Origin of the sequence: Micromonospora sp. WMMD956, from assembly GCF_029626125.1 — a bacterium.
GTDB classification, from domain to species: domain Bacteria; phylum Actinomycetota; class Actinomycetes; order Mycobacteriales; family Micromonosporaceae; genus Micromonospora; species Micromonospora carbonacea.
Map to the genome: position 1 here is coordinate 3,025,894 of NZ_JARUBI010000005.1, position 23,896 is coordinate 3,049,789.

Genomic DNA, 23,896 nt, shown 5'->3' on the forward strand with positions numbered 1-23,896 from the left:
GGTGAGCAAGACGGTGGTCCATGTGCTGCGGCACGGCGAGGTGCACAACCCGGGCCAGATCCTCTACGGCCGGTTGCCCGGTTTCCGCCTGTCGGAGCTGGGCGTGCAGATGGCCAAGGCGGCGGCCCAGGGGCTCGCCGAGCGGCACGTGGTGCACGTCGTGGCCAGCCCGCTCGAACGCGCCCAGCAGACCGCCGAGCCGATCGCCGCCCAGTTCGGCCTGCCCGTCGGGGTGGACGAACGGCTGATCGAGAGCGCCAACTGGTTCGAGGGCAAGAAGGTCTCCCCGGGCGACGGGTCGTTCCGCGACCCGCGCAACTGGTGGGTGCTGCGCGACCCGGTCACCCCGAGCTGGGGCGAGGCCTACCGGGCCATCGCCGAGCGGATGTTCGCCGCCCTGCACGCCGCCCGCGTCGCCGCCGAGGGCCGGGAGGCCGTGCTGGTCTCCCACCAGCTCCCCATCTGGACCCTGCGCCGGTACGTCGAGCGCAAGCGGCTCTGGCACGACCCGCGCAAGCGGCAGTGCGGGCTGGCCAGCCTCACCTCGTTCCACTTCGACGGCGCGAAGGTGGTGGGCATCGGCTACTCGGAGCCCGCCGCGCACCTCGTCGCCACATCGCCGACCGCCCGGACGGCCAAGGGGGCCTGATGCCAGCCCGAAGGTGGATCGCCGGACTGCTCGCGGCCGTGACGGCCACGGCGGCACTGGCCGGCTGCTCCGGCGACAGCCAGGAGCGGCGCTGCGCCACCACCGACGGAGTCATCGAGTGCGCCCCCGACCAGCGCTCCGCCGCGCCGAAGCTGACCGGTGAGCTGCTCACCGGCGGCAGCTACGACATCGCGAAGGACCTCGGGCAGGTCGTCGTGGTCAACTTCTGGGGCTCCTGGTGCCCGCCCTGCCGGGCCGAGGCCGACGACCTGGAGGCCACCTACCAGGCGACGAAGGGCTCCGGGGTGACGTTCCTCGGCATCAACGTGCAGGACAACCGCGACAAGGCCCTCGCGTTCGAGTCCGGCCGGGTCACCTACCCGAGCCTGTTCGACCCGCCGAGCCGGCTCGCCCTCGCCTTCGACATCGCGCCGAACACCATCCCCGCCACGGTGATCCTCGACCGGGACGGCCGGGTCGCCGTGGTCATCCGGTCGGCGGTCACCCAGGACCGGCTGCGACCGATCGTCGAGCGGATCGCCGCCGAGAAGCCCGCGCCCGACGGTTCCCGCTGATGGGCGAGACCTTCCACGACATCGCCAGCGGCGGCCCGCTGCTGCTGGCCATCGGCGCGGCGGCGCTCGCCGGGCTGGTCAGCTTCCTCTCCCCGTGCATCCTCCCGTTGGTTCCCGGCTACCTGTCCTACGTGACGGGCCTCGCCGGCACCGACCTGGAGCGCGCAAGGAAGGGCCCCCTGTTAACGCCTTCTGTAGAGCAGGGACCCCCTGTTAACACCCCCCCGTCGGGGGAGCCGGCCGGCGGCAGGGCGGCGACCGGCCCCGGCGACTCGGCCGGCGGCGGGGTCGCCGTGCAGGAACGGACGGCGGAGCGTACCCGGGAGGGCAGCCGGACCGGCGCGGCCGTCAGGGGGCGGGTGCTCGCCGGGACGCTGCTCTTCATCGCCGGCTTCACCGCCGTCTTCACCGCCACCGCGATCCTCTTCGCCAGCGTCGGCCGGGTCCTCATCCAGTACGAGCGGCAGCTGGAGATCGGCGCGGGCGCGCTGATCGTCGTGCTCGGGCTGGCGTTCGTCGGGGTGCTCCCCGGCCTGCAACGGGAGTTCCGCATCCAGCGGCTGCCCGCCGCCGGCCTGCTCGGGGCCCCCGTCTTCGGCGCGGTCTTCGCGCTGAGCTGGATGCCCTGCACCGGCCCGACGCTCGCGGCGGTGCTCGGCATGGCCACCCCCGGCGGGCAGCTCGACCGGGCCGTGGTGCTCGCCGTGGCGTACTGCCTCGGGCTGGGGGTGCCGTTCGTCGTCTTCGGGCTGGCCTTCCACCGGCTGCTCGGGGTGTTCCGCGCCGTGCGGCGCAACAGCCGCTGGGTCACCCGCGTCGGCGGGGTCCTGCTGATCCTGATCGGCCTCGCGCTGGTCACCGGCGGGTGGACCAACTTCGTGATCTGGTTGCAGACCACCGTCGGCGTGGGCGAGGTGAGCATCTGATGACGGTCGTCGAGGACCGGCCGGCCCCGCCGGCCGACGCCCCCCGCCGCCGGCCCAACCCCGTGCTGGCCCTGCTGCGCAACTCGTGGCGGCAGCTCACCAGCATGCGTACGGCGCTGATCCTGCTCTTCCTGCTCGCGGTCGCCGCCGTCCCCGGCTCGGTGCTGCCGCAGCGCGGGGTCAACCCGGAGAACGTCAACAGGTACTTCGTCGAGCACCCCGACCTGGCCCCGAAGCTGGACCGGATCGGCGCGTTCGAGGTGTTCGGCTCGGTCTGGTTCTCGGCGATCTACCTGCTGCTGTTCACCTCGCTGATCGGCTGCATCGTGCCCCGGCTGCGCGACCACGTGCGCGCCCTGCGGGCGAAGCCACCGGCCGCGCCGAGGCGGCTGGACCGGCTGCCCCAGCACGCCGTGCTGGCCGGCGTCGCCACCGCCGGTCCCGCGACCGTCGAGGGGACCGCGGCCGTCGAGGCCATCGCCGCCGAGCTGCGCCGCCGCCGCTGGCGGGTCCAGGTGCGCGGCACCGAGGTCTCCGCCGAGAAGGGCTACCTCAAGGAGACCGGCAACCTGCTGTTCCACACCTCGCTCATCGCCGTGCTGCTCGGGGTCGCGCTCGGCTCGTGGTACGGCTGGCACGGCAACAAGCTGCTGGTGGCCGGCGCGGACAACGCGTTCTGCAACACCCGGCAGCAGTACGCCGAGGCCAAGCTCGGCCCCCGCGTCGACAGCGCCGACCTGCCGCCGTTCTGCCTGACGCTGAAGAGGTTCGACGCGACGTTCCTGGAGTCGACGCAGCCGGAGTCGTACCGGGCCACGGTCGACGTGGAGGAGGCGGGCCGGGCCACCCGCACCGCGTCCTTCTCGGTGAACGACCCGCTGCGCCTCGGCGGCGCCAACGTCTACCTGCTCGGCCACGGCTACGCGCCGGTCCTGCGCTACACCGACCGCTACGGCAAGACGCAGACCAGCAACTTCCCGTTCCTGACCACCGGGGACGCCACCCTGACCAGCGAGGGCGTGGCCGCGTTCCCCGACGTCAACGTCGACCCGGCCACCGGCAAGCGCAACGCCGACCTCCAGGTCGCCTTCGAGGGGCTCTACCTGCCCACCGCGCCGCAGCAGCCCCCGTTCACCCGGTCGGAGTTCCCGACCGAGCGCAACCCGGCGGTGGTGCTGGTCGCCTACCGGGGCAACCTGGGCATGGACGCCGGCATCCCCGGCTCGGTCTACCAGCTCGACCAGCGTCAGGTCAGCAACGGCAAGCTCAAGCAGATCGGCGACCGCAAGCTCGCCGTCGGCGAGGAGTGGACGCTGGACGACGGCAGCGTGCTGGAGTTCGTCGGCACGCAGCCGTACGTCACGATCTCGGTCCGGTACGACCCCGGCTCGGCCCTGTTGCTGGTCAGCTCGACGACGTTGCTGATCGGCCTCATGGGCGCGCTGTTCGGCAAGCGCCGCCGGGTCTGGTTCCGCGTCACGCCGGCCGGGACGCCCCCGGCGACCGGGGCGACGGAGGCCGCGGCGGACCCCGCCGGTGGATCTCCGACGGCCGGTAGTAGCTTGGTGGAGGCCGGTGGCCTGCCGCGCACCGACTATCCAGGGTTCGCCGACGAGTTCGCGCAGCTCGTCGCCGCCATCCGCGGCGACGGGACGCCGGGCGAGCGGGCCGGCGAGGCGACAGCGCGTGGCCCGGCCGGGACGCGAGAAGGAGCGCAGTGATGTCCGCACTCTCCGACCAGCTGGTCACGTTCGCGACCCTGGCGTACCTGATCGCGATGATCAGCCACGCCGTCGAGTACGCCCTGGGCAACGCCCGCGCCGTCGCCCGGCCCGCCGCGCCCGCCCGCGAGCTGGTCGGGGCGGGGGTGGGCGCCGGGGGCACCGCCGGGCCTGTCGCCAAGGCCGGCACCGCCCCGCCGGCCGGCGTCGACCGTTCGGCGGCCCGGGGCCGGCTCGCCGGCCGCGTCGCGGTGTGGATCACCGCGCTCGCCGCGGCGCTGCACCTCGGGGCCACGGTCACGCGCGGCATCGCCGCCGACCGGATGCCCTGGGGCAACATGTACGAGTTCGTGCTGACCGTGTCGTTCATCGGCACGGCGGCGTGGCTCGCCGTGTTGTGGAAGCGCCCCCCGCTGCGCCGCCTCGGGCTGTTCCTCACCCTCGTCATGGTGCTGCTGCTGGCGTTCGCCGAGCTGAAGCTCTATGTCGAGGTGGTGCCGCTGACCCCGGCGCTCAACTCCTACTGGTTCGTCGTGCACGTGTCGACGATCAGCTTCTCGTCGGGCATCTTCCTGCTGGGCGTCGTGCCGGCGGTCGCGTTCCTCATGCGCAACGGCTACGAGCAGGGCAAGCGCAGCTTCCCGTACACGCTGGCGAAGCGGCTGCCGACGGCTGCCGGCCTGGAGCGGCTGACCTTCTCGCTGCACGCCTTCGCGTTTCCCGTCTTCACCTTCGCGGTGATCGCCGGGGCGATCTGGGCGGAGGCCGCGTGGGGCCGGCCGTGGGGCTGGGACCCGAAGGAGACCTGGGCGTTCATCTCCTGGGTGGTCTACGCGGGCTACCTGCACGCCCGGGCCACCCCGAGCGTGCGCCGCAACGTGGCGACCTGGCTCGCCGTCGTCGGCTTCCTCACCGTGCTGATGAACCTGTTCGGCGTCAACTTCTTCTTCACCGGCCTGCACTCGTACGCCGGGGTGAGCTGACCCCCGCCGGGTCCGACCCGCACGCGCGGGCCGGACCCGGACCGGGTCAGTGGCAGGTGCCGGTGCCCGAGTCGGTGAAGGTGGCGCCGGCCACCGGCAGGAACTGCCAGGTGTAGCTGGCCGGGGAGAGCGTCAGCTTGAGCACCCCGAAGGTGCGCCCGTTCTTGACCTCGCTGTTGGCGGCGGGGTCGGGGAACGAGCTCTGCAGCGAACGGCCCCCGGTGCCCACCACGAACTCCCGGATGCCCCGGGCCGGGTCGGCGACCCCGGACGGGTCCTGCGGGGCGAACCGTTCGTACTGGTGGTTGTGCCCGTTGATGACGATCTCGGCCCCGGCCTCGTAGAGCGCCTGGAACAGGGGCCGGACGTTCGACGACTGCCGGCCGCCGGAGCTGAACAGCGGGTGATGGTATTGGGCCAGGGTGCAGCGGGTCGGGTGCGCGGCCAGGTCCGCGCGCAGCCAGCGCTCCTGCGCCGAGCCGGCCTGGCAGCCGCCCACCTCGGAGCAGTTGGAGTTGAGCACGACGACGTGCCAGCCGGCCTGGTCGAAGGAGTAGTAGCCCTTGCCGGGCGGCAGCACCGGGCCGAAGTAGTCGAAGGTGGGCTTGGCGTTGGCGGTCAGATAGTCGTGGTTGCCGAGGATCGGCTTCGTCCGGTCCTTGAACTGGCCCCACGTCGGGTCGTAGCAGTTGGCGAGCTGGTCCGCCGTACCACTGTCGGTGAGGTCGCCGCCGGCCATGACGGTGCCGGGCTCGCGGGCGACGATCTGCGCGGTCTGCGCCGCCCCGGTGGTGCTGCACGCGGAGATGTCCCCGCCGTTGAGCAGCACGTTGCTGCCGGTGGCCGGCGGCCCGGTCTGGACGATCAGTTGCGGGGACAGATTGGGGACCTCCCGGCTGTCGTAGAAGGCGCCGTCCGGGTTGTCGGACGACAGGGAGAAGGCGACGAAGCCGTTGCCGGTGACGGCCCTGGTGACGTCCAGCTCGTACCAGGTGTTGCTGCGCACCATGCCGAGCGAGCCGAGCGGTCCGCCGATCGACGGCGGCCGGGTGGCGTACGTCAGCGTGCGCTCCGACCAGTCGGTGCCGACCTCCCGCGCCGTGCCGCCGGCCGGGCTGGGCGCGTTGGCGGTGTTCTGGACGTGCAGCCGGAGGCGGGCGCTGGCGACCGGATCGACCAGCCGGGTGACCGTGAACTGGAGGTAGGAGATCCGGGTCGGGGACGCGCCGACCATGAGCGAGTTGGTGTCGTTGAAGTTCGTGTTCGGGCTCGACGAGCTGACGTAGGTGTCCTGGCTGGGGAGGAACGTCACGGTGGTGGTCGCCGCCGCTGCCGGCGGCGCGCCGCCGGCAGCCCGGCCACGAGGGCGAGGGCCGCCAGCACGCTGTGGGGAGCGCGTCTGCTCATGGTGATCTCCGTCCGGGCCGGCCGACCGCCACGGGTCGCGGCGCTGCCTCCCGGCCCGCCCATGCCCGGCGAGTGGACCCCGGGGCCCGTCACCGTCGTGTCAACGCCCGGTCACCGTCGGCTCAGCACCTCGTCGACCCGGCGCGTCACCTGGTAGGCGATCTCCGGCACGTCGGCCAGCTCGATCCGGTCCGACCGCATGGCGAGCTGGGCGTGCAGCTCCCGCGCCACGGCGTCGCGGATGCGGACCAGCAGGGGCGAGAGGCCGTCCGGGTCGCCGGAGACGTACGCGTCGCTCATGCCCCCGGATGAGCTTGCGCCGCGCGTCGGCGGGGTCGTCGGCGCGTTCCAGGTAGCCGAGGGCGACGAGCCGGTCGACGGTCTTGCCGGCGGCCTGCTTGGAGACGCCGAGGCGGTGGCCCAGCTCGCTGGCGGTCGTGCCGGTCGGGCCGACGGCCTGGAGGACGAAGCCGTGCACCGGCCGCAGCTAACGGCTGCCACCTCTGCGTGGCCATGCACACCGCCATCCTGACCCGACACGCCGGCACCACGGCACTGATCGAAGCGCTGCGCATCGGGGCGGCGCTGCCCGAGCCGCGCCTCGAAGCGCTACGCCGCTTCACCGCCGCCGTGCTCGATCACCTGGGCGACGTCCCCGACGAGGAACTGGCCGCCTTCCTCGCCGCCGGCTGGCGGCCCCGGCACGCGTTGGACGCCGTGCTCGGCATCGGCGCGTACACCATCTCCACCTTCGCCAACCGCCTGCTGCATGCCCCCCTCGACCCGGCTCATTCTCGATCCGGGGCGGTGAGGGGCAGGGGTGGGGTGGGGTCAGTAGTGTAGGAAGGGGAGCAGGAGGGCGGTCAGCTCGGCCGGGCGCTCCTCGAAGAGCCAGTGACCGCTGTCCTCGACGACCCGGCCCTCGACCGTGCGGGCGTACCGGCGCACCTGGTCGGCCACCTGCCCGCCGAGGCTGGCCGCGGCCCCGACGGCGAGCACCGGCATCGGCAACGGCCGCTTCCGGTACGCCGCGTTGTCCGCGACGTCCTGCCCGAACGCCCGGAAGTAGGCGAAGCTGGCCCGCAGGCGCGCCGGGTCCCTCAGATGCCGGGCGTACTCCTCGATGTCGCCCGCGTCGATGCTGCCCTTGCGCACCATGAGCGAGTCGGTGAAGCGGTCCACCCAGAGCGCCTCCCGGCCGGCGACCAGCTCCTCCGGCAGGCCGTTGGTGAGGTTGAAGAAGCCGAAGTTCCACACCGCCGGCCCGGCGGCGGTCAACGCGGGGAACGCGTAGATGCTCTCGTCGGGGATCGGCGCCTCCGTCAGCACCAGCCGGGACACCTCGTCGGGGTGCGCGGCGGCGTAGGCGTACGCGACCATGGTGCCGACGTCGTGGCCGACCAGCCGGATGTCCCCGGCCAGGCCGAGGCCGGTCAGCAGCCCGTGCAGGTCGGCGGCGAGGGTCTTCTTGTCGTACCCGCCGGGCGGGGCGTCGCTGTCGCCGAAGCCGCGCAGGTCGGGGGCGATCACGTGGTACGAGTCGGCCAGCTCCGGCAGCAGCCCCCGCCACATCCGCCAGCACTGCGGGTAGCCGTGCAGCAGCACCAGGGTCGGCCCCCGGCCGCCCCGGACGTAGTTGATCGCCACCGCGCCGACCTGGGTCCGCTGCTCGGTGAACCCCGCCGGCACCCGTCCGTCGCCCATCGCCGCCCCCGTCCCGCCCCCGTCCCGACCCCGGCGGCCGATCACCCGGCGCGCCGCCACCCGTACCAACGAGCGCCGGTCGACTGGGGAGACGCGCGCCGCCCGGGTGGCCGGGCTTGTTAACAGGGGGCCCTTCCTCTACAGAAGGCGTTAACAAGGGGCCCTTCCTTGCACCTCAGCGCGGTGCGGGAGACTGGGGGCATGGCGGTTCGTGGGTTCCCGTACACCGATCTGAAGGACTTCCTCGCGGCCCTGGAGCGGGCGGGGGAGCTGCGCCGCGTCCGCGTCCCCGTGGACCCGACGCTGGAGATCAGCGAGATCGTCACCCGGACCGTGCGCGAGGGCGGCCCCGCGCTGCTGTTCGAGCGCCCCACCCGGGGCGAGCTGCCCGTGGCGATCAACCTGTTCGGCACCGAGAAGCGGATGGCGATGGCGCTGGGCGTCGACTCGCTCGACGAGGTCGGCGCGCGGATCGGCGCGCTGATCAAGCCGGAGCTGCCGGTCGGCTGGTCCGGCATCCGCGAGGGCCTCGGCAAGGTCATGCAGCTCAAGTCGGTGCCGCCGCGCAAGGTCAAGACCGCCCCCTGTCAGCAGGTGGTCTACTCCGGCGACGACGTCGACCTGGGCCGGCTGCCCGGCCTCCAGGTCTGGCCCGGCGACGGCGGGATCTTCCACAACTACGGGCTCACCCACACCAAGCACCCCGAGACCGGCAAGCGCAACCTGGGCCTCTACCGGCTCCAGCAGCACTCCCGCAACACCCTCGGCATGCACTGGCAGATCCACAAAGACTCCACCGCCCACCACGCGGTCGCCGAGCGGCTCGGCCAGCGCCTGCCCGTCGCGGTCGCGATCGGCTGCGACCCCGTCGTCTCGTACGCGGCCAGCGCGCCGCTGCCCAGCGACATCGACGAATACCTGTTCGCCGGGTTCCTGCGCGGCGAGCGGGTCGAGATGGTCGACTGCCTCACCGTCCCGCTCCAGGTCCCCGCGCACGCCCAGATCGTGCTGGAGGGCTACCTGGAGCCCGGCGAGCGCCTGCCCGAGGGGCCGTTCGGCGACCACACCGGCTTCTACACCCCGGTCGAGCCGTTCCCCGTGCTGCACATCGAGACGATGACCATGCAGCGCGACGCCGTCTACCACTCGATCGTCACCTCGAAGCCGCCGCAGGAGGACCACGGCCTCGGCAAGGCCACCGAGCGGATCTTCCAGCCGCTGCTCAAGCTGCTGATCCCCGACATCGTCGACTACGACCTGCCGGCCGCCGGGGTCTTCCACAACTGCGCGATCGTGTCGATCCGCAAGCGCTACCCCAAGCACGCCCAGAAGGTGATGAACGCCATCTGGGGCGCGCACCTGATGTCGCTGACGAAGCTGATCGTGATCGTCGACGAGGACTGCGACGTGCACGACTACCACGAGGTCGCGTTCCGGGCGTTCGGCAACGTCGACTACGCCCGCGACCTGCTGCTCACCGAGGGGCCCGTCGACCACCTCGACCACTCCTCCTACCAGCAGTTCTGGGGCGGCAAGGTCGGCGTCGACGCCACCCGCAAGCTGCCCACCGAGGGCTACACCCGGGGCTGGCCCGAGGAGATGACCATGGCTCCCGAGGTCGTCTCCCTGGTCGACAAGCGCTGGAAGGAGTACGGGATCTGATGGCCACCGCCGCCGCTGCGCCGGCGCGGCCGGGCCGCGTCAAGTCCTTCCTCAAGCTCGTCGCGATCGAGCACTCCGTCTTCGCGCTGCCGTTCGCGTACCTGTCGGCGCTGACCGCGATGCAGGTCGACGGCGGCCGGGTCCGCTGGCTCGACCTGCTGCTGATCACCGTGGCGATGGTCGGGGCGCGGACGTTCGCCATGGCCGCCAACCGCATCCTCGACCGGCGGATCGACGCGCGGAACCCGCGTACCGCCGCCCGGGAACTGGTCACCGGGGCGGTGAGCGTGCGGACGGCCTGGACCGGCGCGGGCGTCGCGCTCGTGGTGTTCCTCGCCGCCGCCGCCCTGCTCAACCCGCTCTGCCTGGCGCTCGCGCCGCTGGCGGTGGTCCCGCTGGTCGTCTACCCGTACGGCAAGCGGTTCACCAACTGGCCGCACGCGATCCTCGCGGTCGCCCAGGCGGTCGGCCCGGTCGGCGCGTGGCTCGCCGTCACCGGCACCTTCGCCGGCTCGTGGCCGGCGTGGCTGCTCGGCGCGGCCGTCGGCCTGTGGATCGGCGGCTTCGACCTGATCTACGCCTGCCAGGACGCCGAGGTCGACCGCGAGATCGGCGTGCACAGCGTGCCCGCGCGGTACGGGCTGCGGTTCGCCCTGCACGCCTCCACCGTCGCGCACGTGGTGACGTTCGCGCTGTTCGTCTGGTTCGGGGCGCTCGTCGGGTTCGGCTGGCCGTGGTGGATCGGGCTGGCGCTCACCGCCGCCGCGTTCGGCTACCAGCACCTCGTGGTCAGCCCGACCGACCTGAGCAAGGTCAACCGGGCGTTCTTCACGGCGAACGGGTTCGTCGGCATCGCGCTGTTCGTGTTCGCGCTGGTCGACCTCGTGGCCAGGCTGGGCCTGCGCCCCTGAGCCAGCCCCCGCCCCCGCCGCCCGCCCGCGCTGCCCCCCGCCGCGCCTGCCGCTTGCGCCGCTGCCGCGGCCGCTGCCCAGCGTGGTTAAGAAGGGGCCCCTGCTCTACCTGAAGCGTTAAGAAGGGGCCCCTCCTTACCGTCGCCCCCGTAGCGGGCGCTCTCCAGCGTCCAGTCGATCGTGCCCCGGACGGCGGCGGCGACCCCGTCGAGGTGGTCGGCGACCGCCTCGTCCAGCGCCGGCCCGAACGACGGCACGCCCGCGCGCAGCTCGCCGAAGCGACGCATCGCCGCCCGCCACCGCTCGGCGGCCGGGCCGAGCGCGGCCTCCACCCCGATGCCCCGCTCGGCGGCCAGCGCCAGCACCAGGTTGTGCCCGCCGGAGGTGACCCGGTCCCGCTCCAGCGAGGCGATGTCGTTGTACCAGGAGAGCAGGTCGTTGCCGAGATCGCCGATCTCGCGCAGCAGCGGGTGGTGGTACACCGCGTCGGGCAGCGGCCGGCCCGTGACGAACTCGATCAGCGGATACGACACGTACGCCGCCGAGGTGGCCCGGCGCAGCTCGACGTACCGGGCGACGTCCGGCGGGCGGCCGGAGGTCTTCCCCACCGCCTCCAGCCACGCGCCGTGCAGGTGCTGGCCGACCGCGTCCGTGAACCGCTCCTGCCAGCGGGCCGGCATCCGGCGGCGCGGCTCCCGCCACGCCCGCACCAGCAGCCGGCGCAGCGGACCCGTGAGGCCCGGATGCCGCCCCCGTGGCCCGTCGCGCAGCAGCCGGAGCGTCCCGTCCCGCAGCGCGAGGATCTCGTCGGGGCACAGCCGGCCCGGCCTGTCGCAGGCGTCGTCGACCAGGAAGAACCAGGTGAACAGGGCGGCGATGACCCGCAGGTCGGGCTCGGTGGCCTGCGGGTAGAGCCGGCCCGCGTACCGGGCGAACCGGGCGCGGGACAGCCGTTCCAGGGCAGGGGGGTCCAACGGGAGGCCGACGCCGGGCAGCCGGTCGTCGAGCCAGCGTTGCACCCGGTCGGCGTGCGGCGACAGCCGGGGCGGGATCGGGCAGTCGGCGCGCAGCGACCGGAGGATGTCGTCGGTCATCACCGATTCCCCCTGTGGGATGTGAATCGTTCTCGGCAGCATGGCAGGTCGGCCCCGCGCGGCTGCCCCCGCCCCGTCCCCGGGGTGGGGGCGGTCGGCGGCCCGCCGCCGTGACCAGGCAGGCTGGAGGGCATGCGGGAACCATGGGTGGTGGGAGTCTCGGGCGCATCGGGCACGCCGTACGCGGCGGCGGTCGTCCGGGGGCTGCTCGACGCGGGCGAGCCGGTGGACCTGGTCGTCTCCCGGGCCGCCCGGCTGACCATCCTCGACGAGACCGGGCGGGCGTTCCGCGACGGGCACTGGGCCGAGGACCTCGCGGCCTGGCTCGGGCGCGACCTGGGCGACGCCGACGTGCGGCACTGGCCCGCCGGTGACCTCGCCGCCGGCCCCAGCAGCGGCTCCTACCGGGTACGCGGCATGGCGGTCGTGCCGGCCAGCACGGCGGCCTGCGCCGGCATCGCCATCGGCCTGTCGAAGGACCTCTTGCAGCGGGCCGCCGAGGTCAACCTCAAGGAGCGCCGGCCGGTGGTGGTCGTGCCCCGGGAGACGCCGGTGACCCGCAGCCACCTGGAGCACCTGATCGCCCTGCACGACGCCGGGGCGGTGGTGCTGCCGGCCAGCCCCGGCTTCTACGGTGCCGGGGCGTCCGCCTCCGCGCAGCAGCTCGTCGACTTCGTGGCGGGAAAGGTGCTCGACGCGTTGGGCGTGCCGCACACGCTGTTCCGCCGCTGGTCCGGCGAGCTGGGCACCGCCCGCTCCTGAACCGGGCCCGGGCCGGTCGCTCCCGCCCCACGGTCCGGGGCCGGTCGTCGGCCCCGCCGCCGTGACACTCCCGACGCCGGGGCCGGTGGCCGGACGCGGGCCGGACTGGCCGGCCCGTGCCCGTCAGCACACCTGCTCAGTACATCCCGGCATTGGCCGGGCCAGGGCCGGTCGACGCGGCGGGGCCGACGTTACGGGCCTTCCCCATCTCGTCCGCCTCGTCCAGCATGCCCTCCCCCTCAAGCAGGGCCCGCACCTCGGATTCCCGAAACCGGCGATGCCCGCCTGGAGTCCGGATGCTGCCTATCCGGCCGGCCGCCGCCCAGCGCGTCACAGTCTTCGGGTCAACCCGAAACAGCGCGGCGACCTCACCCGGTGTCAGCAGGCGATCTCCAGTGTCCACAGCCCCCTCCTCGCGTCGACGAAGCCCCCGGCTGAACACACTGCCCCCGGCCGGTGCGAGCCCAGAGCCGTCATGAGGGACGTATGGCAATTACAGCACCAGCGACCTGGCCTGTCCGCCAAACGCGAAAAACGCACTGAGTGGGAAGTTAGTAAACTGGGGCGGTTCTGCTCTCCCTCGACCGAAGGTCTGCGGACACTCACCTACTGTCATGTGCAACGCATGCCGGGCGACCGGCGTTACGCCCCAACGACTAGGGTCACAGTCCGTGGACGCCATCGACCTCAGCCTCGTGGAGCTGTTGCAGGGCAACGCCCGACTCTCGTACGCCGAGCTGGCCCGCCAGGTCGGCCTCTCCGCCCCGGCCGTGCACGAGCGGGTCGGCAAGCTGGAGTCGAGCGGCGTCGTCCGGGCGTACCGGGCCGAGGTCGAGCCCGAGGCCATCGGCCTCGGCGTCACCGCGCTCATCGGCATCGTCGAGGACTCCGGCGGCGACACCGACGACGTGCTGGAGGCGTTCCGGCGGATGCCCGAGATCGAGTCCTGCTACTTCATGGCGGGCGTCGAGTCGTTCCTGCTGAAGGCCCGGGTCGGCACCATCGCCGAGCTGGAGCAGCTGATCATGCGGCTGAACCGCACCCCCGGGGTGGCCTCGACCCGGACGGGCATCGCGCTGTCCACCAAGTGGGAGAACCGCCCGCAGCCGCTGGCCCGCCCCGCGACCTGACGGGCCCGCCCCGCGACCGGGACGCCCCCGGCGAGCGGCCCTGACCGGCTTTGCCCGACCCGGTCCTGACCGGCCCGCGACCAGGGCCGATCAGCTTGCTACGTTTCCGAACATGACTCATCTCGACCGGTGCGACGAGGCCAGCCGGCGCTGGGTGACCGAGGCGATCGCCACGGTGGAGGCCGACGCCAACCGGTCCGCCGACACCCACCTGCTGCCGTTCCCGCTGCCCCGCGAGTGGGGCATCGACCTCTATCTCAAGGACGAGTCGGTGCACCCCACCGGCTCGCTCAAGCACCGGCTCGCCCGCTCGCTGTTCCTGTACGGGCTCTGCAACGGCTGGATCGGCCCGGGGACGACGATCGTCGAGGCGTCCTCCGGCTCGACGGCGGTCTCCGAGGCGTACTTCGCCCGGATGCTGGGGCTGCCGTTCATCGCGGTGATGCCGGCGTCCACCTCGCCCGAGAAGATCACCCAGATCGAGTTCCAGGGCGGGCGCTGCCACCTCGTCGACGACCCGGCGAAGGTGGTGGTCGAGGCGCGCTGGCTCGCCGAGGACTCCGGCGGGCACTTCATGGACCAGTTCACGTACGCCGAGCGGGCCACCGACTGGCGGGGCAACAACAACATCGCCGAGTCGATCTACGCCCAGCTCGCGCTGGAGCGGCACCCCGTGCCGGCCTGGATCGTCGTCGGGGCCGGCACCGGCGGCACCAGCGCCACCATCGGCCGCTACACCCGGTTCCGGCGGCTGCCCACCAAGCTCTGCGTGGTCGACCCGGAGAACTCGGCGTTCTACCCCGCCTGGCAGGCCGCCGACTGGGCGGTGTGCACCGGCCGGGGCTCGCGGATCGAGGGCATCGGCCGGCCCAGCGTCGAGGCGTCGTTCCTGCCCGCCGTGGTGGACCGGATGGTCCAGGTGCCCGACGCCGCGTCCCTGGCCGCCATGCGGGCCGGCTCGGCCCTGCTCGGCCGCCGCGTCGGCGGCTCCACCGGCACCAACCTGTGGGGCGCGTTCGGCCTGATCGCCGGGATGCTCGCGGAGGGCCGTACCGGCTCGGTGGTCACCCTGATCTGCGACCCGGGGGACCGGTACGCCGACACCTACTACGCCGACGAGTGGGTGGCCGGGCAGGGCCTCGACCTCGCCCCGCACCTGGCGACCGTCGACCGCTTCCTGGCGACCGGCACCTGGCCCGAGTGAAAGGAAGGGCCCCCTGTTAACGCATTCTGTTGTACAGGGGACCCCTGCTAACACTCGCGTCAGGCCGGGAGCGTTCAGCGCGGCGCGATGCGGTCGGCCAGGCCCGGATAGTGCAGCACCCAGCCGCCCGGGTCGACGGCCAGTTCCGTGGTGAACGTCTCGCTGGCGAAGCGGACCCGCCCGGGCCCAAGCGCCGTGTAGACCTGCTCGGCGGGCAGCACCAGCAGGCTGGGCACCTGCACCCACGCCACGGTGATCCGGTGCGCCGCCCCCGGCTCCGCCGCAGCCGGAGATGACGTCGTGGTCGGGGAGGCGGCGGTCAGCCCGAGCCGGCGTACCGGAAGGGTGTTGAACAGCGGCGAACCGCCCAGGTCGACGTCCACCGCGTCGGCCAGCCGCTCCGGATCGTCGGCGCCCGGCAGACCGGCCGCCGGATGCCCGGCCGCCCGCAAGGCCGCGTCCAGGTCGCCCTGCTCGGCGGCGGTCACGCGCCACCGGCCACCCGCCGCTTCCAGGCGTACGCTCCGCTGCCAGCCCGCGCCCTCCACCTCGACCTCCAGCCGGCTGGTCGCCCAGTCCGACCCGGCCGTCAGCCGGTACCGGCAGGTGTAGGGGATCGGGTCGACCGCGAGCACGACGCCCCGCGCGCCGAGCCCGGCGCCGTCGTCGAACACCACGTGCTCGCTGCCGGCGGTGTCCGTCCGGGCCCAGAACAGCGACTTCGGCATTGTCGGCATGAACCGGACGTTACGGCACGCCGGACCCGCCGGCAGCACAAGCGGAAACGCCGCCGCGGAGCGTGGGCTCCGCAGCGGCGTGCCGACCAGTGGCGGCGTTCCGATCAGTGGGTACGCGCCGGCGGTCGCCCGCCGAAGCCGCGCCGGTCGTCCCGGGGCCGGTCGTCCCGCCCGCGCCCCTCGGGGCGGAACCCACCCCGTCGGTCGCCGGTACGGGCGTCCCCGCCCCGCTCGCCGAAGGCCCGATCCCCGAAGCGGCGCTCGCCCATGGGCCGGTCGCCGCCGGGCCGGTCGTCGTGGCGGCGATCGCCGGTGGGCCGGTCGCCGTAGCGGCGCTCCCCGCCGGCGCGCTCGTCGAACCGACGCGGCTCGGCCGGCCGGTCGCCAAAGCGGCGCTCGCCGGTGGCCCGGTCACCGGTCGACCGGTCACCGAAGGACCGCTCGCTGGTAGGCCGGTCGCTGTGGCGGCGCTCGCCGGTCGGGCCGTCGCCGTAGCGGCGCTCGCCGGTCGGTCGGTCGCCGTAGCGGCGGTCGCCACCGGCGCGCTCGTCGAACCGCCGGTCGCCGAAGCCCCGCTCGCCCCGGTCCTCGTGGCGGCGCTGACCCGTCGGTCGGTCACCGAACCGGCGGTCCCCGCCGGCGTGCTGCTCCCGGTCGCCGTACCGCCGCTCGCCGAATGCGCGGTCGCCGCCGGGCCGGTCGCTGTGGCGGCGCTCGCCGGTCGGCCGGTCGCCGAAGGACCGCTCGCTGGTAGGCCGGTCGCTGTGGCGGCGCTCGCCGGTCGGGCCGTCGCCGTAGCGCCGCTCGCCGGTGGGTCGGTCGCCGAAGGACCGCTCGCCGGTGGGGCGGTCGCCGTAGCGGCGCTCGCCGAAGCCGCGCTCGCCCGACGGCCGGTCGCCGAAACGGCGCTCGCCGCCGCCGGGCCGGTCGCCGGTCGGCCGGTCGCCGTAGCGGCGCTCGCCCCGGCCGTCCCGGTCGCCGTGCCGGCGCTCGCCCCGCTCCTCGAACCGGCGCGGACCGGACGGACGGTCGCCGTAGCGGCGCGGGGCGGGCGGCTCGTCGCGGACCGGCACCCCGCTGGGCTCCTGGGCGCCGGTCAGCTCGGCCAGGGCCGGGTCGCCGGCCCGGACCCGCGTCTCCGCCGGCTCGACGCCGGCCTTCTGCAACATGGCGAGAGTGGTCCGGCGCTGCTTGGGCAGCACCAGCGTGGCCACCGCGCCCGACTCGCCGGCCCGGGCGGTACGCCCCGCCCGGTGCAGGTAGTCCTTCGGGTCCTTCGGCGGGTCCACGTGCAGCACCAGCGAGACGCCGTCCACGTGGATGCCCCGGGCCGCGACGTCCGTGGCGACCAGCACGCTCATCCGGCCCTCGCGGAACTCGGCGAGGGTCTTGGTGCGCATCCGCTGCGTCTTGCCCCCGTGCAGCCCGCCCGCCCGGACGCCGACGGCGGCGAGCTGCTCGACGAGCCGGTCCACCCCGAGCTGGGTGCGGGCGAAGAGCATCGTCCGGCCGGACCGGGCGGCGATGGACGCCGCCACGGCGAACTTGTCGTGCGGCGGGATCAGCAGCAGGTGATGGTCCATGGTGGACACGGCGGCGGTGGCGGGGGCGGTCGAGTGGGTGACCGGGTCGGTCATGAACCGCTTGACCAGCGAGTCCACGTCACCGTCCAGGGTGGCCGAGAAGAGCAGCCGCTGGCTGCCGGCCGGCGTCTTGGCCAGCAGCTCGGTGACCTCCGGCAGGAAGCCCATGTCCGCCATCTGGTCGGCCTCGTCGAGCACGGTCACCTCGACGTCGTCGAGGTGGCAGACGCCCCGGTTGATCAGGTCGCCCAGCCGGCCGGGGGTGGCCACGACGATCTCCACTCCCCGCCGGAGCGCGTCGATCTGCCGGTCGTACGGCACGCCGCCGACGGCGGTCTTGAGGAAGATCCCGACCGCCTTGCCGAGCGGCACCAGCGCGTCGTTGACCTGCATGGCCAGCTCCCGGGTGGGCACCAGCACCAGGGCCCGGGGGTGCAGCGGGCGGGCCCGGTTGCGCTTGGCGAGCCGGGCGATCACCGGCAGGCCGAAGGCGAGGGTCTTGCCGGAGCCGGTCTGGCCCCGACCGAGGACGTCGCGCCCGGCGAGGGCGTCCGGCACGGTGGCCCGCTGGATCGGGAACGGCGTGGTGATGCCCAGCCGGCCGAGAGCCTGGACCAGCGGGTCGGGCAGGCCGAGCGCGGCGAAGTCGACATCCGCGGCGAAGTCGACATCCGCGGCGAAGTCGACATCCGCGTCGACGGCGACATCCGCGTCGACGGCGACATCCGCGTCGACGGCGGTGTCCGCGTCGTCGGCCTCGGCGGCGACGGTTTCGGCGTCGGCCCGGGCGGCAACCGCCTCGGCCTCGGCGGCAATGAGTTCAGCCCCGGCCTCGGCGGCGACAGCCTCGGCGGCGACGGGTCCGGCCCCCGCCTCGGCGGCTACGGGCTCGGCGGCTACGGGCTCGTCGGCGGTGGTGAGCGCGAGTGGCGCGCTGCCGTCGGCGGTGTCGCGGGGAGCGGTCGCGGCGACGTCGGGCGCGGCGGCCTCGGCGGCGACGGTGTCGGCCGGCTTGTTCGGCTCGGCCGAGGTGTCGAAGACGGACGGGAACGTGCTGGGGTCAGCAAACGTGGTCAAGAAATGCCTTTCAAGCGGGGCGCATCTTCGCGATGGCCTGCCGCAGCTGAACGCCGCCGGATCGCCCGCAAGATCGCCCATGGGCGCGCCTCATGCACGCCGGGTCAGTGATCCCGACAAGTGTACGGCGACATAGCAAACCTGCCACCGTGTCACGAGACCGGAGTGGGCGGGCTCACCCTCCCGGGCTTACCACCCCGGGTCGGCCCCGCCGCGCTCCAGTCCTGCTCGGCCCCTTCTCCCGACCTGCCCGGCTGTTTCTCCCGGCCCGCTCAGTCGCCCCTCCGGCCCGCTCAGCTGTTGAGGAGGCCGCCGACCAGACCGTCCATCGCGTCGCCGGCCAGCAGCACGACGAGCACACCGATCGCGACGAGCAGCCCGAGCGACGCCACCAGGACGATCAACACCTTGGCGGTGCTGGACCGGGCGGTCGGGGCGTCCGTCCAGCCCTGGGCCAGGATGTGCCCGGTCAGCGAGCCGGAATTGTCCAGTTGGTTGCCGGTGGGCAGCGAGACCGTGGCGAAGCCCGGCCCGTCGGTGCCGTACGCGGTGCTGGCCAGGTCGGCCGTGCCCGGTTCCGGCCGGGCGGCGGGGCTGCCGACGGTGGCCCGGCCGCCCTGGGCCCCGCCCGGCGGCGCGGGCGGCCCATCCGGGGGTGCCACCGGCCAGGCGGTGGTCGGGGCTGCGCCGTACAGGCCGGACGTCGGTCGGCCTGCGGCCTGCGGCCCGGCCGCGGGAACACCCGAGGCCGGAGCGCCCGAGGCCGGAGCGCCCGACGCCGGAATGCCCGAGACGGGAGCGCCCGGTGCGGAGACGCCCGATGCCGGGAAGCCCGACGCAGGAATGCCCGGAGCCGGAGCGCCCGACGCCGGGATGCCCGGGGCGGGAGCGCCCGACGCCGGTGCGGCGGGTGCCGGTGTCGTTGCCACGCCGCTGGCGGCGGGCGTGCCGTCCCGCTGGGTGGCCGGGTTGGTCGGCGGCGGCCAGACCGGGAGCGCCGGGGCCGGCACGACCGGGGGCGGCGGGGCGGCCGGCGACGGTGGCTCCGTCGGGAACGGCGGCGCGGCGTGGCCCACCGACCAGCCGGCCGGAGTCCCGGATGACGGCGGGGCCCCGGATGACGGCCGGGCCTCGGACGACGGCGGTGCCGACGACGGCGGGGTGCCGGCCGGGCCGACCGGCGGCCATGCGGGGGCGGCCGGCGGCGGCGCGGTGGTGGCCGGGGCGGTCAGCGGTGGCGGCGGGAACGGCGGTGCCGGCAGCGGGCCGGGCGGCGGCGGGGACGGCGGCACCGCCGGGCCGGGCGGGGGGACCGGCGGGCCGGGCACGGGCGGCACGGGACCGGGCGCCGGGGGCGGCGGCACGGCCGGGCCGGGCGGCGGCGTCGGGACCGGCGGGTACGGGGCGGGGGCGGGCGGCGTCGGCTCGGGAACCGGCGGGTTCGGCGACGGCGGGGTGGGACCCGGCACGGGCGGTGTGGGTGGGTTCGGCCCGGGAACGGGGGTGGGTGCCGGGGCGGGCTCCGGCTCCGGTGGCGCGGGCGGCCCGGTCGGCGTCGGGGGCTCGGTCGGCGTCGGGGGCTCGGCCGGCCCCGGGGGCCGTGCGGGCTCGGGCGGCTCCGGGCTCACCGGGGCCGACCGGTACACCCTGGCGTTGCCGGGCTTCGCGCCGCCTGCCGCCTCCGCCCCGACGACGCCGGCCGCCTCACCGGCGGAGACCCGGTTCAGGCCGGGCACCGAGGCGCTGGCGCGGGCGGCGCCGGTGCCGCCGCTCCGCTGGCTCGGCACGATGACGCCCTGCCGGGCGTTTCCCGACGCGGCTGCCGCGCCGCCGGGATCCGGCGTGACCCGGGCGTCCGGCCCGGTCGACCCGCCGGTCACGGGCGCGCTGCCCGACGGGCGTGCCCCGTCCCCCGGGCCCGGCGTCGATCCGCTGGCGACGCCCCCGGCCGCCCCGGCGGGCGGTGTCGACGGCTGGCCCGGAACGGGATCGACCGCCGGGGCACCCGCGCGGTACGTGGTCCCGCTGCTGCCCGCGACCGGCAACGCGACGCCGTCGGGTGGGGCGGTCACGCCGGTGACGCTCACCCGGGCCCGTGCCGTCGCGGCGGGCACCGCTGCCCGCCCTGCCGACCCGGGCGGCGACCCCTCGGCCGGCGCGGTGCCGACCGGGGTGCGTGTGGAGCCGGCCGGACCACCGCCGGGGGCGGGTGTGGATCCGGGGTCAAGCCGGGATCCGGGGTCGGTCGTTCCCGCCGGAACCTCTTGCTCGCCCATGGTCGTCCTCCGTGCCCACGCTCGCCTCCGGCCCGAGGCGTCGGGCCGGAAGTGTATGGGTGTCACGGTGCCACATTCCCGCCCGGCAGCACAGCCGGAGCGGACGGATGGTCAGCCGGCCACGCTCGCCGAGGCGTCCGGCGAGGCGCTGTCCTCCGGTGCCGGGCTGCTGGCCTGGGTGGTCGGCGCCGGTGACGGGGACGGGGTGTCCGACGGGCTCGGCGTCGGCGTCGGCGTCGGGCTCGCCGTGGTCGGCTTCGGCGTCGGCGTCGTGGGCTTCGGCGTCGGGGTGGTCGGCTTCGGCGTCGGAGTCTTCGTCGGCTTGGGGGTGGCGGTGGGCTTGGGAGTGGTCGGAGCCGGGGTAGGGGTCGGGGTCGGGGCGGGCACCGCGCCGACCACGCGGGTCGCGGCGTAGAGCCGGGACCATCCCACCGTGCTGATCTTCACCGTCTGGCCCGTGGTGGGGGACTGCACCATCTTGCCGTTGCCGATGTACATCGCGACGTGGTGGATCGTCGTCCAACTGCTGCCGGAGGCGAAGAACAGCAGGTCGCCGGGGAGCAGCGCGCTGCGGCTCACCGTGCGGCCCCGGGTCGCGTAGTACTGGTCGCGGGAGACCCGGGGCAGCTGGTTGTAGCCGGCCGACCGGTAGGCGGCCCACATCAGCCCGGAGCAGTCGAAGGCGTCCGGGCCCTCGGCGGCCCAGACGTACGGGTCGCCGAGCTGGGCCAGGGCGTAGCGGACGGCGGCCAGCGCGGTCGGGCTCGCGGTGAGGCCGTTGCTGCTCTGCCCGTCGACGTAGCCCGCGCCGAGCTGCTGCTCCAGGGCCTCCTGCTGGCGCTCCAGCTCGATGATCTGCGCCGCGTTGTCCTTGCGCAGCTTGAGCAGCTTCTTCTCCTGCTCGCGGAGCGACTTCTCCACGGCGGCGTACTGGTCCCGGACCGAACGCACCCGGGTGTCGGCGGCGAGCCATGCCTGGTAGGCGACCTGCTCGGCGGCGCGGGCGCGGGTCAGCTCGCCGGCCGCGGCGGTCGTCGCCCCCTCCGCCTCCTCGCCGCGGGTGATCTGCTGGAGCATGTTGAGCCCGTGCAGGTCCTCGGCGAACTCGCCGGGCGGCAGCGCGGCGGCGGCCTTGAGCGCGCCGGCCGCGGCGGCGTCGGCGCCCTCCTGGGCGCGGGCCAGGGCGTCGCGGGCCGCCTTCAGGTCCCGGTCGGCGGCGGCGAGCTGGCCCTCCGCCTCGGTGCGGGTCTGGCGCAGCCCGAGCAGTTGGTCACCGAGGAGGCCGACCTGGGCCTCGGCGGCCGCGATGGCGGCGGCGAGCGGGCCGGTGCCGAGCGGCGTCACCGGCGCGCCGGCACCGGGGACGGTCGGGCCGTTCAGGCCGGGCACCGGGAGCCCGCCGACGGCGACAGGGCGGGAACCGGTGTCGGGCACGACGTTGGGCAGCGGCGGTTCGGCGTACGCGGGGGTGGCGAGCGCGGCCGTGGCCACGGCGCTGAGCAGGGCGGACCACAGCGCTGGCCGGAGCACCGGCGAGAACAGGGGCGCCCTCCGTCGCTGCCGTCGCTGTCGTCGCGTGCTCTGCACCATTCCGCTCCCCGTCCGGCGTGGGTGGGCGCCGCGCTCGGGTGGCGCGACGGCGGGGGCGGCCCCGAATGTGGCGCGCCCCACCCTGTCTTACCGCACCCGGGCAGTGATGTCGATGGCGTAACAGGTCACGAGCGGCTGAGAGTCCGGTGAGGTACGTCGCTGGGGCCGACCGGACCGGCGGCGGGTCGACGACCCGACGTAGGCTCGACGGGACCGCAGGTGGAAGGGACGTGGCTTTCGATGGACGCCGGACTCAAGCGCGAGCTCGAAGAGAAGGTGTACGCGGGCGAACGGTTGACCCGAGAGGACGGGATCGCCCTCTACGACAGCGACGACCTGACCTGGCTGGGCCGCCTGGCGCACCACCGGCGCACGGAGCTCAACGGCGACCGGGTGATGTTCAACGTCAACCGGCACCTCAACCTGACCAACGTGTGCAGCGCCTCCTGCGCGTACTGCTCGTTCCAGCGCAAGCCGGGCGAGAAGGACGCGTACACGATGCGCATCGACGAGGCGGTCCGTAAGGCCAAGGAGATGGAGGACGAGCAGCTCACCGAGCTGCACATCGTCAACGGCCTGCACCCGACGCTGCCCTGGCGCTACTACCCGAAGGTGCTGCGCGAGCTGAAGGCGGCGCTGCCGAAGGTCAACCTGAAGGCGTTCACCGCGACCGAGGTGCAGTGGTTCGAGAAGATCAGCGGCCTGGGCGCCGACGAGATCCTCGACGAGCTGATGGACGCCGGCCTGGAGTCGCTGACCGGCGGCGGCGCGGAGATCTTCGACTGGGAGGTCCGCCAGCACATCGTCGACCACGCCTGCCACTGGGAGGACTGGTCGCGGATCCACCGGCTGGCCCACTCGAAGGGCATGAAGACCCCGTCGACGATGCTCTACGGCCACATCGAGGAGCCCCGGCACCGCGTCGACCACGTGCTGCGGCTGCGCGAGTTGCAGGACGAGACGGGCGGCTTCCAGGTCTTCATCCCGCTGCGCTACCAGCACGACTTCGTGGACTCGGCGGACGGCAAGATCCGTAACCGGATCCAGGCGCGGACCACGATGGCCTCGCCGGCCGAGTCGCTGAAGACGTTCGCGGTCTCCCGGCTGCTGTTCGACAACGTCCCGCACGTGAAGTGTTTCTGGGTGATGCACGGCCTGTCGGTGGCCCAGCTCTCGCTGAACTTCGGCGTGGACGACCTGGACGGCTCCGTCGTGGAATACAAGATCACCCACGACGCCGACTCGTACGGCACCCCGAACACCATGCACCGCGACGACCTGCTGCACCTGATCTGGGACGCGGGCTTCCGCCCGGTCGAGCGCAACACCCGCTACGAGATCGTCCGCGAGTACGACGGGCCCCCGTCGCTGGCGGAGCGCCGGTCCGAGCCGCAGCAGGTGTGGGCCTGAGCAGCCCGTACCCTGGTGGGTCATGAGCGAGTCGAGCCGGCAGGGTCAGGGCGGGTTCCCGCGGCGGGACGCCGACGGGCGGATCGTCGCCCTCGGTGACCTGCTGGGCATCAGCCTCGCCGGTCTGGTGATCGGCCTGCTCGCCCTGCTGCTGTTCGACTGGGGCTTCGCCACGGTGGGCGCGGGCGACTTCGGCCGGGCCAACGGCTGGCTGGCGATCATCCTGCCGGCCTGGCTCTACTGGGAGGACTTCCGGGCCTGGGAGTTCGGCGCGGCCCGGGTGGTGGCCGCGCTGGCGGCGGCCGGGCTGGCCGTGGTCGCCGGCCTGGTGGTGGCGGGCCTGGCCGACGGGCTGCCGCCGCTGCTGGGCGGCGGGCTCGGCGCGGCGGCCTTTACCGTGGTCTACGCGGTGGTCTGGTTTCCCGGGGTGCACTGGCTGGCCCGCCGGACGGGCTGAAACCCCCGCCCGGCGGGGCCAGCCGGGGCGAATCCTAC

General features: G+C 74.3%; 22 protein-coding genes and 1 pseudogene. 13 read left to right on the top strand and 10 right to left on the bottom strand.

Features of this window, described 5'->3' with window-relative positions; all coding sequences use genetic code 11:
* The first annotated feature begins 1 nt into the window (after nt 1).
* Genes O7628_RS13970 through ccsB form a run of 5 tightly spaced genes read left to right on the top strand, consistent with a single transcriptional unit; the run spans nt 2 to nt 4,854 of the window.
* The gene (locus O7628_RS13970) at nt 2-649 is read left to right on the top strand and encodes a histidine phosphatase family protein (protein ID WP_043961327.1); all 648 of its coding nucleotides are present in this window, start codon (nt 2-4) and stop codon (nt 647-649) included.
* Nucleotides 649-1,224: a TlpA disulfide reductase family protein gene (locus O7628_RS13975; RefSeq protein ID WP_278130906.1), complete on the top strand. Its 576-nt coding sequence runs from the start codon at nt 649-651 to the stop codon at nt 1,222-1,224. Before O7628_RS13970 ends, O7628_RS13975 begins: the two co-directional genes overlap by 1 nt.
* A complete protein-coding gene (locus O7628_RS13980; RefSeq protein ID WP_278130908.1) occupies nt 1,224-2,150 on the top strand; it encodes a cytochrome c biogenesis protein CcdA in 927 nt (308 codons plus the stop codon). Before O7628_RS13975 ends, O7628_RS13980 begins: the two co-directional genes overlap by 1 nt.
* A complete protein-coding gene (locus O7628_RS13985; RefSeq protein WP_278130910.1) occupies nt 2,150-3,871 on the top strand; it encodes a cytochrome c biogenesis protein ResB in 1,722 nt (573 codons plus the stop codon). Before O7628_RS13980 ends, O7628_RS13985 begins: the two co-directional genes overlap by 1 nt.
* Nucleotides 3,871-4,854 carry a c-type cytochrome biogenesis protein CcsB gene (gene ccsB, locus O7628_RS13990; protein ID WP_278130912.1) on the top strand — a complete coding sequence of 328 codons (984 nt, stop codon included), beginning with the start codon at nt 3,871-3,873 and terminating at the stop codon, nt 4,852-4,854. The genes O7628_RS13985 and ccsB overlap by 1 nt, the downstream gene beginning before the upstream one ends.
* A gap of 46 nt (nt 4,855-4,900) precedes the next feature.
* Here the strand turns inward: ccsB and O7628_RS13995 are convergent, their stop codons facing one another.
* From O7628_RS13995 to O7628_RS14005, 3 genes and pseudogenes are all read right to left on the bottom strand, one after another.
* The gene (locus O7628_RS13995) at nt 4,901-6,166 is read right to left on the bottom strand and encodes a DNRLRE domain-containing protein (RefSeq protein WP_278130914.1); all 1,266 of its coding nucleotides are present in this window, start codon (nt 6,164-6,166) and stop codon (nt 4,901-4,903) included.
* 206 nt (nt 6,167-6,372) lie between these two features.
* Nucleotides 6,373-6,561, bottom strand: coding sequence for a hypothetical protein (locus O7628_RS14000; RefSeq protein ID WP_278130917.1), 189 nt, complete (start codon nt 6,559-6,561; stop codon nt 6,373-6,375).
* 4 nt (nt 6,562-6,565) lie between these two features.
* A pseudogene (locus tag O7628_RS14005) lies at nt 6,566-6,748 on the bottom strand (helix-turn-helix domain-containing protein); the annotation flags it as partial.
* Between the two features lie 20 nt (nt 6,749-6,768).
* On the opposite strand from O7628_RS14005, the gene O7628_RS14010 reads away from it, so the two are divergent.
* Nucleotides 6,769-7,104 carry a hypothetical protein gene (locus O7628_RS14010; protein WP_278130919.1) on the top strand — a complete coding sequence of 112 codons (336 nt, stop codon included), beginning with the start codon at nt 6,769-6,771 and terminating at the stop codon, nt 7,102-7,104.
* Here O7628_RS14010 and O7628_RS14015 read toward each other — a convergent pair.
* Nucleotides 7,093-7,965, bottom strand: a complete 873-nt coding sequence (locus tag O7628_RS14015; RefSeq protein ID WP_278130921.1) for an alpha/beta hydrolase — start codon at nt 7,963-7,965, stop codon at nt 7,093-7,095. The two genes, O7628_RS14010 and O7628_RS14015, sit on opposite strands and share 12 nt — an antisense overlap.
* Before the next feature lie 201 nt (nt 7,966-8,166).
* On the opposite strand from O7628_RS14015, the gene O7628_RS14020 reads away from it, so the two are divergent.
* The gene (locus tag O7628_RS14020; RefSeq protein WP_278130923.1) at nt 8,167-9,627 is read left to right on the top strand and encodes a menaquinone biosynthesis decarboxylase; all 1,461 of its coding nucleotides are present in this window, start codon (nt 8,167-8,169) and stop codon (nt 9,625-9,627) included.
* A complete protein-coding gene (gene mqnP / locus O7628_RS14025) occupies nt 9,627-10,538 on the top strand; it encodes a menaquinone biosynthesis prenyltransferase MqnP (protein WP_074475479.1) in 912 nt (303 codons plus the stop codon). Before O7628_RS14020 ends, mqnP begins: the two co-directional genes overlap by 1 nt.
* Before the next feature lie 86 nt (nt 10,539-10,624).
* Here the strand turns inward: mqnP and O7628_RS14030 are convergent, their stop codons facing one another.
* Complete coding sequence (locus O7628_RS14030; protein ID WP_278130926.1) at nt 10,625-11,632, bottom strand: terpene synthase; 1,008 nt, start codon at nt 11,630-11,632, stop codon at nt 10,625-10,627.
* A 132-nt stretch (nt 11,633-11,764) separates the two neighbouring features.
* On the opposite strand from O7628_RS14030, the gene O7628_RS14035 reads away from it, so the two are divergent.
* Nucleotides 11,765-12,394 carry a UbiX family flavin prenyltransferase gene (locus tag O7628_RS14035; RefSeq protein ID WP_278130928.1) on the top strand — a complete coding sequence of 210 codons (630 nt, stop codon included), beginning with the start codon at nt 11,765-11,767 and terminating at the stop codon, nt 12,392-12,394.
* Between the two features lie 136 nt (nt 12,395-12,530).
* Here the strand turns inward: O7628_RS14035 and O7628_RS14040 are convergent, their stop codons facing one another.
* A complete protein-coding gene (locus O7628_RS14040) occupies nt 12,531-12,797 on the bottom strand; it encodes a BldC family transcriptional regulator (RefSeq protein WP_043961351.1) in 267 nt (88 codons plus the stop codon).
* A gap of 268 nt (nt 12,798-13,065) precedes the next feature.
* Between O7628_RS14040 and O7628_RS14045 the strand changes: the two genes are divergently transcribed.
* Nucleotides 13,066-13,524 carry an Lrp/AsnC family transcriptional regulator gene (locus O7628_RS14045; RefSeq protein WP_074475476.1) on the top strand — a complete coding sequence of 153 codons (459 nt, stop codon included), beginning with the start codon at nt 13,066-13,068 and terminating at the stop codon, nt 13,522-13,524.
* Between the two features lie 112 nt (nt 13,525-13,636).
* Nucleotides 13,637-14,728, top strand: coding sequence for a PLP-dependent cysteine synthase family protein (locus O7628_RS14050; protein ID WP_278130931.1), 1,092 nt, complete (start codon nt 13,637-13,639; stop codon nt 14,726-14,728).
* A 74-nt stretch (nt 14,729-14,802) separates the two neighbouring features.
* Here the strand turns inward: O7628_RS14050 and O7628_RS14055 are convergent, their stop codons facing one another.
* The 4 genes from O7628_RS14055 to O7628_RS14070 form a co-directional block, all read right to left on the bottom strand.
* Nucleotides 14,803-15,465, bottom strand: a complete 663-nt coding sequence (locus tag O7628_RS14055) for a putative glycolipid-binding domain-containing protein (RefSeq protein WP_278130933.1) — start codon at nt 15,463-15,465, stop codon at nt 14,803-14,805.
* A 104-nt stretch (nt 15,466-15,569) separates the two neighbouring features.
* Nucleotides 15,570-18,125, bottom strand: coding sequence for a DEAD/DEAH box helicase (locus tag O7628_RS14060; RefSeq protein ID WP_278130934.1), 2,556 nt, complete (start codon nt 18,123-18,125; stop codon nt 15,570-15,572).
* A 293-nt stretch (nt 18,126-18,418) separates the two neighbouring features.
* Nucleotides 18,419-20,197 (bottom strand): hypothetical protein, encoded by a 1,779-nt coding sequence (locus O7628_RS14065; RefSeq protein ID WP_278130936.1) that lies wholly within the window; start codon nt 20,195-20,197, stop codon nt 18,419-18,421.
* A 315-nt stretch (nt 20,198-20,512) separates the two neighbouring features.
* A complete protein-coding gene (locus O7628_RS14070) occupies nt 20,513-21,991 on the bottom strand; it encodes a C40 family peptidase (RefSeq protein WP_278130938.1) in 1,479 nt (492 codons plus the stop codon).
* A 240-nt stretch (nt 21,992-22,231) separates the two neighbouring features.
* On the opposite strand from O7628_RS14070, the gene mqnE reads away from it, so the two are divergent.
* Complete coding sequence (gene mqnE / locus O7628_RS14075; protein WP_178062951.1) at nt 22,232-23,401, top strand: aminofutalosine synthase MqnE; 1,170 nt, start codon at nt 22,232-22,234, stop codon at nt 23,399-23,401.
* A gap of 22 nt (nt 23,402-23,423) precedes the next feature.
* Nucleotides 23,424-23,858: a hypothetical protein gene (locus O7628_RS14080; protein WP_074475469.1), complete on the top strand. Its 435-nt coding sequence runs from the start codon at nt 23,424-23,426 to the stop codon at nt 23,856-23,858.
* Nucleotides 23,859-23,896: the final 38 nt, after the last annotated feature.

Bases quoted from the DNA above. Each gene is read 5' to 3' on its own strand.
- O7628_RS14070 (WP_278130938.1), bottom strand. From the start codon at position 21,991: ATGGTGCAGAGCACGCGACGACAGCGACGGCAGCGACGGAGGGCGCCC.
- O7628_RS14000 (WP_278130917.1), bottom strand. From the start codon at position 6,561: ATGAGCGACGCGTACGTCTCCGGCGACCCGGACGGCCTCTCGCCCCTG.
- O7628_RS14020 (WP_278130923.1), top strand. From the start codon at position 8,167: ATGGCGGTTCGTGGGTTCCCGTACACCGATCTGAAGGACTTCCTCGCG.
- O7628_RS14055 (WP_278130933.1), bottom strand. From the start codon at position 15,465: ATGCCGACAATGCCGAAGTCGCTGTTCTGGGCCCGGACGGACACCGCC.
- O7628_RS14015 (WP_278130921.1), bottom strand. From the start codon at position 7,965: ATGGGCGACGGACGGGTGCCGGCGGGGTTCACCGAGCAGCGGACCCAG.
- O7628_RS13975 (WP_278130906.1), top strand. From the start codon at position 649: ATGCCAGCCCGAAGGTGGATCGCCGGACTGCTCGCGGCCGTGACGGCC.
- mqnE (WP_178062951.1), top strand. From the start codon at position 22,232: ATGGACGCCGGACTCAAGCGCGAGCTCGAAGAGAAGGTGTACGCGGGC.
- O7628_RS13980 (WP_278130908.1), top strand. From the start codon at position 1,224: ATGGGCGAGACCTTCCACGACATCGCCAGCGGCGGCCCGCTGCTGCTG.
- ccsB (WP_278130912.1), top strand. From the start codon at position 3,871: ATGTCCGCACTCTCCGACCAGCTGGTCACGTTCGCGACCCTGGCGTAC.
- mqnP (WP_074475479.1), top strand. From the start codon at position 9,627: ATGGCCACCGCCGCCGCTGCGCCGGCGCGGCCGGGCCGCGTCAAGTCC.
- O7628_RS14030 (WP_278130926.1), bottom strand. From the start codon at position 11,632: ATGACCGACGACATCCTCCGGTCGCTGCGCGCCGACTGCCCGATCCCG.
- O7628_RS14080 (WP_074475469.1), top strand. From the start codon at position 23,424: ATGAGCGAGTCGAGCCGGCAGGGTCAGGGCGGGTTCCCGCGGCGGGAC.
- O7628_RS13985 (WP_278130910.1), top strand. From the start codon at position 2,150: ATGACGGTCGTCGAGGACCGGCCGGCCCCGCCGGCCGACGCCCCCCGC.
- O7628_RS14035 (WP_278130928.1), top strand. From the start codon at position 11,765: ATGCGGGAACCATGGGTGGTGGGAGTCTCGGGCGCATCGGGCACGCCG.
- O7628_RS14050 (WP_278130931.1), top strand. From the start codon at position 13,637: ATGACTCATCTCGACCGGTGCGACGAGGCCAGCCGGCGCTGGGTGACC.